This window comes from Achromobacter sp. SIMBA_011 (assembly GCF_046535435.1).
Lineage (GTDB): Bacteria > Pseudomonadota > Gammaproteobacteria > Burkholderiales > Burkholderiaceae_B > Achromobacter > Achromobacter dolens.
In genome coordinates, this window is the sequence record NZ_JAWRWN010000729.1 from 1 (window position 1) to 259 (window position 259).

1 pseudogene is annotated in these 259 nt (G+C 61.8%); it reads left to right on the plus strand.

Annotated elements, in window-relative coordinates:
- Positions 1-259: pseudogene (locus tag SB816_RS32885) on the plus strand (DNA ligase D); the annotation flags it as partial.

The window sequence follows — 259 nt, forward strand, 5'->3', positions numbered from 1 at the left end:
GGCTCAGCCGGCATTGCCACTTGAACCAATGCCGGCACGCGTTGAACCCGCCCTTGCGCTACTGAAGCAAAAGCCGCCTTCTGGCGACAAGTGGGGTTGGGAAATCAAGTGGGACGGCTACCGGCTGGCGGTCCATGCCGATACCAACGGTGTCCGAATATTGACACGCGGCGGCTATGATTGGTCGGCGCGCTTCCCGGCAATAGAGCAAGCGGCTCGCGACCTTGGCCCTGCCTCTCTTATTATCGACGGCGAGGCG